The organism is Sphingomonas sp. dw_22, assembly GCF_018449795.1.
Lineage (GTDB): Bacteria > Pseudomonadota > Alphaproteobacteria > Sphingomonadales > Sphingomonadaceae > Sphingomonas.
In genome coordinates, this window is the sequence record NZ_JAAVVE010000081.1 from 1 (window position 1) to 8,190 (window position 8,190).

The 8,190-nt window shown below is 68.0% G+C and carries 9 protein-coding genes and 1 tRNA gene; 3 read left to right on the forward strand and 7 right to left on the reverse strand.

Going from position 1 to position 8,190, the window contains the following annotated elements:
• From HB724_RS19885 to HB724_RS19900, 4 genes are all read right to left on the reverse strand, one after another.
• A partial coding sequence (locus HB724_RS19885; RefSeq protein WP_213982690.1) for a FecR domain-containing protein occupies positions 1-1,041 on the reverse strand: 1,041 nt, incomplete at its 3' end.
• A gap of 30 nt (positions 1,042-1,071) precedes the next feature.
• Positions 1,072-1,611: a sigma-70 family RNA polymerase sigma factor gene (locus HB724_RS19890; RefSeq protein ID WP_256731638.1), complete on the reverse strand. Its 540-nt coding sequence runs from the start codon at positions 1,609-1,611 to the stop codon at positions 1,072-1,074.
• A gap of 199 nt (positions 1,612-1,810) precedes the next feature.
• A tRNA-Val gene (locus HB724_RS19895) sits at positions 1,811-1,885 on the reverse strand.
• A 77-nt stretch (positions 1,886-1,962) separates the two neighbouring features.
• On the reverse strand, positions 1,963-2,340 hold the full coding sequence (locus tag HB724_RS19900) for a response regulator (RefSeq protein ID WP_213982691.1): 378 nt from the start codon (positions 2,338-2,340) through the stop codon (positions 1,963-1,965).
• Positions 2,341-2,507: 167 nt separating this feature from the next.
• Between HB724_RS19900 and HB724_RS19905 the strand changes: the two genes are divergently transcribed.
• The gene (locus HB724_RS19905; protein WP_213982692.1) at positions 2,508-3,296 is read left to right on the forward strand and encodes an N-formylglutamate amidohydrolase; all 789 of its coding nucleotides are present in this window, start codon (positions 2,508-2,510) and stop codon (positions 3,294-3,296) included.
• Positions 3,297-3,537: 241 nt separating this feature from the next.
• Here HB724_RS19905 and HB724_RS19910 read toward each other — a convergent pair whose 3' ends face one another.
• The 3 genes from HB724_RS19910 to HB724_RS19920 are packed head-to-tail and all read right to left on the reverse strand — an operon-like array spanning position 3,538 to position 6,360.
• Complete coding sequence (locus HB724_RS19910) at positions 3,538-4,092, reverse strand: cytochrome b (RefSeq protein ID WP_213982693.1); 555 nt, start codon at positions 4,090-4,092, stop codon at positions 3,538-3,540.
• Positions 4,092-4,862, reverse strand: coding sequence for a SapC family protein (locus HB724_RS19915; RefSeq protein WP_213982694.1), 771 nt, complete (start codon positions 4,860-4,862; stop codon positions 4,092-4,094). The genes HB724_RS19910 and HB724_RS19915 overlap by 1 nt, the downstream gene beginning before the upstream one ends.
• 49 nt (positions 4,863-4,911) lie before the next feature.
• On the reverse strand, positions 4,912-6,360 hold the full coding sequence (locus HB724_RS19920; protein ID WP_213982695.1) for an FAD-binding oxidoreductase: 1,449 nt from the start codon (positions 6,358-6,360) through the stop codon (positions 4,912-4,914).
• Positions 6,361-6,435: 75 nt separating this feature from the next.
• On the opposite strand from HB724_RS19920, the gene HB724_RS19925 reads away from it, so the two are divergent.
• Positions 6,436-6,897 carry a hypothetical protein gene (locus tag HB724_RS19925; protein WP_213982696.1) on the forward strand — a complete coding sequence of 154 codons (462 nt, stop codon included), beginning with the start codon at positions 6,436-6,438 and terminating at the stop codon, positions 6,895-6,897.
• A 118-nt stretch (positions 6,898-7,015) separates the two neighbouring features.
• Positions 7,016-8,190, forward strand: a 1,175-nt coding sequence (locus HB724_RS19930; RefSeq protein WP_256731639.1) for a DEAD/DEAH box helicase, incomplete at its 3' end; no start/stop codon positions are given.

Genomic DNA, 8,190 nt, shown 5'->3' on the forward strand with positions numbered 1-8,190 from the left:
CCTGGCGGCCCGGGGGGAGGCGGGCGCCCACCGGCCGGGCCGCGGGAAGGGGGCGCTCTGGCGCGGAGGGGGTGGGACACCACCCGCGGGCAGGTTCTCCCGTTCCGGAAGTTCCCAGCCATGCCGGGCGGGCCGCGCCCGGACGCCCAACAGTGCGGCGGGGTGGGCGATCGGCGCGTCGGGCGCCGTGTCCAGGCGCAGGCCGCCGCTGAACCGGCGCTCGGCAAGCGCCGGATCGAGCGCGACCGGCATGCCCGTCGCGCGGGCGAGATCGGCGGCGACGAGTGCGAAGGGCGCGCGGTCATAGACCAGCCGCCGCGCGCGCCAGGAGGCGACATCGGCCGGGTCCATTCTCGCCAGGCGGATCGCTCCTGCGGCATCCCGCACCAGGCTGTCGCCCGCGCCCAGCCGATGCGACGCGGCCTTCTCCTCGTAGAGCACGGCGCCCTCGGCCACCGCGACGCGGACCAGGGCGCCGTCGCGGGTGACGTCGAACACGGTGCCGATATCGTGCAGCCGCGCGTCCCCCGCGCTGACGACAAAGGGATCGCCCGGCTTGTGGACCACCTCGAACCGCGCCTCGCCCCGGGCGAGACGGATCTTGCGCGGATCGGCACGGTCGAGCTCCAGCCGCGTACCGCCGTTCAGCGCGACGCGGGTACCGTCGGGCAGAGCCGCCTCACGCAGCTCGCCCGGCCGCGTCTCCAGCACATAGCCGCCCTGCGGACCGGCGCCAGGCGCCAGCGTCCACCACAGGCCGATGACGATCGCGATCGACGCGGCGATCGGCAACAGGATCGGCAGGAGCCGGCGGCGCGGCCTGGCGGCGGCGAGCGGGATCACCTTCGCCACCGGCAGGGGCCGGGCCAGCGCCTCGGCCACATCGGCATCCGCAGCGGCGAGCCGCCAATACGCATCGGCACGCGCGCCATCGCCGGCGAGCCAGGCGTCGAACGCGGCCCAGTCCTCCGCATCGGCATGGCGCAACCGGATCACCCAGCCGAGCGCCTCCTGTTCGAGCGCTTCCGAGACGTCCGTCATCGCCATGCCCCTAAGACGCCGCCGATCGCTTCATGCCTCATCGCGCGCCCTCCGCCATGCGAGGAGCGTGGCATAGGCCCGGCGCAGATGCTTCTCGACCGTGCTGATCCCCAGCCCCTGCTCCTCCGCGATCCGGCGCTGGACGACGCCGTCGATACGATGGCGGCGGAAGATCGTCGCGGTGGGTTCGCCCAGCGCCTCGACCGCGGCATGGATCGCGCGGACCTCTTCCTCGGCGATCATCCGCCGTTCGCTTCCGGGATCGTCGGAGATGCCGAGCGCCGCGTTTCCGGAAATATCAGCCCATTCGGTATCGCGGCGCGCCGATCGCATCGCGCCGCGGCGCCGGTCGAGCATCAGATTGTGCAGCAGGCGATAGAGATAGGAAAGCGGCTGCTCGGGCAGCTCGCGGCCGCGCAACGCCTCTATCCTCAGCCAGGCTTCTTGCAGCAGGTCTTCCGCCTCGTCGCCCGCACCCGCGCGATTCAGGAAGGTGAGCAGGCGCACCCGGTCTCGAAGGAACACGCTTTCCAGCGTTTCCGGAACGGCATTCTTCGCGTTCATACGCATGGGCACGATCGATCGGGGGATTCCGCTTGCGCGAATGGAATAACCGCAAAGCGTAGTTGCGCATCCACACCTTGTCCACCCGGCCGCACCGGCGCGCCGCTCGATCCCGGACTCGCCTGCCTGCGGAGGCGTCAGCCCCCGACCGTGCTCAGGACACGAAAAAGCCCCGGAAAACATTGCGTTTTCCGGGGCTTCGAAATGGTGGGCGCGGCAAGGATTGAACTTGCGACCCCTGCGATGTCAACACAGTGCTCTACCACTGAGCTACGCGCCCGAAGCCTCTCGGCGAAACTCGGGAAGCGGCCCTTTAGCGATGGAATTCCACGCTTGCAAGCCGCCGATGTGGCAAAATCAATTGCGGGTGGGAATGCTCTCCGCCTCGAACAGCCGATCGACCTCCAGCACCAGGTCGCGCAGGTGGAACGGCTTGGAGAGCACGCGCGCCTGCGGCACCTGCTGGCCGGCACGCAGCGTCACCGCCGCGAAGCCGGTGATGAACATCACCCGCATGTCCGGCGCGATCTCGCTCGCCTTCTGCGCGAGCTCGATGCCGTCCATCTCGGGCATGACGATATCGGTGAGGAGCAGATCGAATCGTTCGGTCTGGAGCAGCGGCAGGGCCGCCGTGCCCCGATCGACGGCGCTGACCGAATAGCCCGAGCGCTCGAGCGCCCGAGTGAGGTATTCCCGCATCACACGGTCGTCCTCGGCCAGCAAAATCCGGATCATCGTCTTCCCACCTTACGCAAGCAGCCATCTTATGATGGAAGCGATTAACATTTTCCAGCTTCGAGGCTGTCCCATTGCCGAAATCCTGGGACACATTTAGGGCAGGACCGGTGACGGCATCGCCCTCTTTCGCGCGACACGGCCCGCTGGAGCCCATCAGCCCCGTGGTGCTTTCCGTCCCCCATGCCGGGCGCGACTATCCCCTGCCGCTCCGCGCCGCGCTGCGCGTGCCGCTGGCGGCGCTCAGGGGACTGGAGGACCGTCACGCCGATTCGCTGGGTCTGGGCGCCCGCCGGCACGAGACGCTGTTCGTGGCGGAGCGCGCCCGCGCCTGGATCGACCTCAACCGCGGCGAGCATGAGCGCGACCCGCGACTCGACGACGGCGCGAGCATGATCGGCCGCCCGCAATCGGCGAAGCTGCGCAGCGGGCTGGGACTGGTGCCGCGCCGCGTGGGCAATTCGGGCGACATCTGGAGCCGGCGTCTCTCGGGCGAGGAAGTCGCGGCGCGGATCCGCGCCGATCACCGCCCCTATCATGCCGCGATCGACGCGGCGCTGGCATCGGCGCGCGCGCGGTTCGGCGTGGCGGTGCTGCTCGACGTGCATTCGATGCCGCCGCTCGGCGATCCCGCGAGCGCGCCGCGGCTCGTGCTGGGCGATCGATTCGGCAAGTCCTCGGCCGCGCGCTTCATCGGGCGGATCGAAGGCGTGGCGCGTGCCCATGGCATCGCCGCCGGCGCCAACACGCCTTATTCGGGCGGGCACATATTGGAGCGGCATGGCGATCCGCGCCACGGCATCCACGCGATCCAACTCGAATTCGATCGGTCGCTCTATCTCGACGCCGCGCTCGACCAGCCCGGCACGGGCCTGGCGCCGACCGTGGCGCTGCTGCGCGCGATCATCGACGCAGTCGCCGACGAAGCCCTCCCCACCGCGATCGCCGCCGAATAGAGTCGTTTTCAGCTTCGCTGGCTCGGTGCCGGCCCGCTGCCGTTTCAGCTTCGCTGAAACAGGCCGGCACATAAAAAACCACCTCGCGGTTTCCCACGAGGTGGCCAAGGTTCAGGGAGGAGACACGCCCAAGGGCGTGCCGTACAGCCTCGCGAAAGGGGGGACACGAAGCCGTACAAGGCAGATATAGTTGCATGGGAAGGGAGTTCAAGGCCCCTTGCCGCACCGCCGAAAAATGCTTTCAGCGGCCGCGGGAAACCCAGGGCAGCATCCGCGCCAGCACCCCATCGCGCAGCAGCAAATGGTGGCGCAGCGCGGCGGCGATATGGATCAGCACCAACGCCGTCATCAGATAGCCGAGCAGCTCATGCGCCTCATGCGCACCGGATGCGAGCGCCGGCGTCGCGGGCAGCTTCGGCACCTGGAACAGGTAGAACCATTCGAACGGCCGCGGCCGCGCCGGATTGGACGAGAGCAGCCAGCCGGTGAGCGGCAGGATCAGCAGCAGCGCATAGAGGACGAGATGCATGCCCTTCGCCGCCGCCCTTTCCCAGGCGGGCATCGGATCGGGCAGATGCGGCGGGCGATTCGCCAGCCGCCACGCGATCCGCCCCAGCGTGAGCACCAGCACGAGCATGCCGATCGAGCGGTGGACCGGCATCACCTTCCACTCGCGCGGCAGCACTTCGTGGAACAGGCCGAGCCAGAGATTGAAGAGGACGAGCGCGGCGATCGCCCAATGGAAGGCGATCGCTCCCCGGCTGTAGCGATCGCCGCGCGCGTCCCCGATCGCCATCAGACGAGCTGCGGCTGGGGCATCTTGCCCTGGTTCACCTGGCGCGCGAAGATGTCGCGCATCAGCGTCAGCGAGAAGAGATGGGCATAGATGAGCGGCAGCATGCCGTTCTGCACGATCTTGCGGAGCTGATCGCCGCGCAGCTCGTTGAGCTTCGCCTCATCGACCATCAGGAAGCCGCGATAGACGAAGGGCTGGGCCGCGCCGTCGGGCTGGATGCTGACTTCGCCGTCCATCAGGATGCCGAGTTCCTTCAGCTCCTTCATGAACATGCCGGTGCGGGCGCCGGCCTGCTCGAACTGCTCGTTGAACTGGAGGATGCCCTTGGTGAACTCGCTCGGCTGGCCCTCGTCGAACAGCTTCTCGCCCTCTTCGGATGCGCCGACCACGCCCGAGCCGGGATCGAAGCAGAGCGACAGCTCGTCGGTGTCCGGGCGGAGCCGCGCCAGCAGGAACGGATAGCGGCGAATATAGGCCGGAACGTAGAAATTGGTCTCGATCAGCTTGCCTTCCTCGTCGAAGAAGGTGTTCACGCCCTCGTTCAGGCCCATCAGCGCCAGCGGGACGGGATCTTCGCCGGCCGAGAAGACGATCGGCAGGAACCGCTGCACGAGCGGGAATTCCTCGACCGTGACCGGAACCGCATGCTGGTCCGCGAGGAACGGCGCCTTGTCGCGAACCTGCAAGCGGAAATCGGCATGTACCTGGCTCGAAAGCGGTTCGATGCCGTTGTAGAACAAGGGAAGCTGGGCCTGTGGCGCGCTGGCCATCATCGTCTCCTGAAAAAATGCGGATTGCGTGGAATATGCGGCCGCGGGTCTATGGCCTGCCCGGCCCCGGCGCAAGCGCCACCAGCTTGCCGGGATTGAGAATCCCCTTGGGATCGAGCGCAGTCTTGATCGCGCGCAACATCATCATCCGCGACGGCGCGCTCAATCGGGCCAGTTCGTCGCGTTTCATCTGGCCGATGCCGTGCTCGGCCGAGATCGAGCCGCCGGCCGCGACCACCATGTCATGCACGAAGCGGCTGATCGCCGGCCCCTCCTCCGCATACCAGCGCGCGGCATCGACGCCCTCGGGCGCGCGGACGTGGAAATGGACATTGCCGTCGCCGAGATGGCCGAAGGCGATGCCGTGCGTCCCCGGAAAACGCGCCTCCGCCGCCGCGGCGCCTTCGATCATGAAGCGCGGCATGTCGTCCACCGGCACCGAGATGTCGTGCTGGAGGGCCGGGCCGGCGGCGCGCTCAGCCTCCGAGATCGAATGGCGGATGCGCCAGAACGCCTCGGCCTGGGCCTCGCTGGCGGCGACCACTACATCCTCCGCCAGGCCCGATTCGAGCGCGGCGGCAAGCAGGCGTTCGAGCAGGGCGGCTGGCGGCTCGGCCTCCACATCGGTCGCCACCGCCTCGATCAGCGCATGCCAGCGATGCGGCGACGGCAGCGGCAGGCGCGTGCCCGGCACATGATCGATCACGCGCCGGACGGTATCGTCGGGCATGACTTCGAAGCTCTCGACCGCGTCGGTGCGCTTTTCGATCGCACGGAGCAGCGCCAGCCCCTGCGCCGGGCTGTCGATGCCGACCCAGGCCACCGCCCGCGCGACCATGCCGGGCACAAGGCGCAGCGTGGCCGCGGTGACGACGCCCAGCGTCCCCTCCGCGCCGATCAGCAACTGGTTGAGATCATAGCCGCGATTGTCCTTCTTGAGCGCGGCAAGCCCGTCATGCACCGATCCGTCGGGCAGCACCGCCTCCACGCCCGCCACCAGGCTGCGCATCGTGCCGAACCGCAGCACCTGCACGCCGCCGGCATTGGTGGAGACCAGCCCGCCGACCGTGGCGCTGCCGCGCGCGCCGAGATCGAGCGGGAAGCGGCGCCCCGCCGCCTCGGCCGCTTCGCGCAGATCGGCCAGGATCACACCCGCCTCGGCCACGGCGAGATTGCTCTCCGCCGAAAGCGCGCGGATGCGGCTCATGCGGCGGAGCGACAACAGCAGCGCCGATCCGTCCGCCGGCGGCGTCGCCCCGCCCACCATGCCGCTATTGCCCCCCTGCGGCACGATAGGAACGCCCGCCTCGGCAGCGAGGCCGACCATCGCCGCAACCTCCTGCATCGAGGCCGGCGAGAGCAGCGCGGGCGCGGCGCCGTGGAAGCGCCCGCGCCAATCGGTCGTCCAGGGGGCGATCGTCTCGGCATCGGTGGTCACCGCCTTGGAACCGAAGCGTTCCAGCACGGTATCGACGATCTTGCGTTGTGCGGGCGTCATGACGGTTGCGTGCTAGCACGCGCTGCGTCAGTTCATCCACTGTTCAAGCCTGTGTCGTAGAAGCGTGCCCCAACCATGCTCAATCCGCTGCCTGCCGCCTCCGGTCTCATGTTGCTGCTCGCGGCCCCTGCGGCTGCGCCCGAGCCGCATCTATGGTCCGGCGCGGTCGACATGCTCCAGCAGCAGCACGTCACGATCCACGTCCCCCGCGTGACGGTGACCACCAGCACCACGATCATCCTGCGCCAGCCGCGCCTGCCGGCGGTGAAGGAGAAGAAGGCTTCCGACTGCGTGAAGGTGGAGAAGATCGTAGGCTTCACGTTCAACGCGTCGGACAGCATCGATCTGGTGCTGAACGACGGATCGCTGCTGCGCGCCAAGCTGGGCTCCGAATGCCCCGCGCTGGGCTTCTATCGGGGCTTCTACCTCAAGCCGGACGAAGACAGGAAGCTGTGCGCGGGCCGCGATTCGCTGCGTTCCCGATCCGGGCGTTCCTGCGCCATACAGGCATTCCGCACGCTCGTCGTGGCGCGCTGAAAGCCTGTCCGGAAACGCGCGGAAGAGCGCGTTTCACTTGACATCGGCCGACAAATCCGCAAGCGCGTGAAGGATCAGGAAGCGCGGTGGCCGCGTCTCCCATTTCCCGGACAATTGCATGAGCTTTGCCGATCTCGGCCTGTCAGACGAACTTTTGCGTGCGGTGACCGACGCCGGCTATACCGAGCCGACACCGATCCAGCGCCAGGCGATCCCCTCTGTCCTAATGGGCAAGGATCTGATCGGCATCGCGCAGACGGGCACAGGCAAGACCGCCGCCTTCGTTCTCCCGATGATCGACATATTGGGCGAAGGGCGCACCCGCGCGCTGATGCCGCGTTCGCTGATCCTCGAGCCCACCCGCGAGCTCGCCGCCCAGGTGGCGGAGAATTTCGAGAAATACGGCCTCAACCACAAGCTCTCGATGGCGCTGCTCATCGGCGGCGTGCAGATGGGCGATCAGGTCAAGGCGCTCGAAAAGGGCGTCGACGTGCTGATCGCGACGCCAGGCCGGCTGATGGACCTGTTCGGCCGCGGTAAGATCCTGCTCACCGGCTGCAGCATGCTGGTGATCGACGAGGCGGACCGGATGCTCGACATGGGGTTCATCCCCGATATCGAGGAAATCTGCACCAAGCTGCCCAAGCAGCGCCAGACCCTGCTCTTCTCCGCCACCATGCCGCCGGTCATCAAGAAGCTGGCCGACAAGTTCCTGAGCGATCCCAAGCGGATCGAAGTGGCTCGGCCGGCAACGGCGAACACCAATATCCGCCAGTGGATCGTGCCGGTCGCCGCGTCCGACAAGCGCTCGGTGCTGCGCGACCTGCTGCGCGCCGAAGACGTGACCAACGCGATCATCTTCTGCAACCGCAAGACGACGGTGCGCGATCTCAACAAGAGCCTGCAGAAATCGGGCTTCCGCTCGACCGAGATCCATGGCGACATGGAGCAATCGCAGCGCATCGCCGAACTCGATCGCTTCAAGGCGGGCGACGTGAACATCCTGGTAGCGTCGGACGTCGCCGCCCGCGGCCTCGACATCAAGGGCGTGAGCCACGTCTATAATTTCGACGCGCCCTGGCATCCCGACGACTATGTCCACCGCATCGGCCGCACCGGCCGCGCGGGCGCGACCGGCATCGCCTATACGCTGGTGACGCCCGAAGACGCCGAGAATATCCAGAATATCGAGAAGCTCACCGGCCAGAAGATCGAGCGCGTCGCCGCCGCCCCGGGCAAGGGCGACGCGGAACGCGAGGCCGAGCCCAAGGCGCGCAGCAAGGCCGAACCGCG

Coding starts and splice junctions, on each gene's coding strand:
- HB724_RS19890 (WP_256731638.1), bottom strand. CDS start 1,611: ATGCGTATGAACGCGAAGAATGCCGTTCCGGAAACGCTGGAAAGCGTG.
- HB724_RS19900 (WP_213982691.1), bottom strand. CDS start 2,340: ATGATCCGGATTTTGCTGGCCGAGGACGACCGTGTGATGCGGGAATAC.
- HB724_RS19910 (WP_213982693.1), bottom strand. CDS start 4,092: ATGGCGATCGGGGACGCGCGCGGCGATCGCTACAGCCGGGGAGCGATC.
- HB724_RS19915 (WP_213982694.1), bottom strand. CDS start 4,862: ATGGCCAGCGCGCCACAGGCCCAGCTTCCCTTGTTCTACAACGGCATC.
- HB724_RS19920 (WP_213982695.1), bottom strand. CDS start 6,360: ATGACGCCCGCACAACGCAAGATCGTCGATACCGTGCTGGAACGCTTC.
- HB724_RS19925 (WP_213982696.1), top strand. CDS start 6,436: ATGCTCAATCCGCTGCCTGCCGCCTCCGGTCTCATGTTGCTGCTCGCG.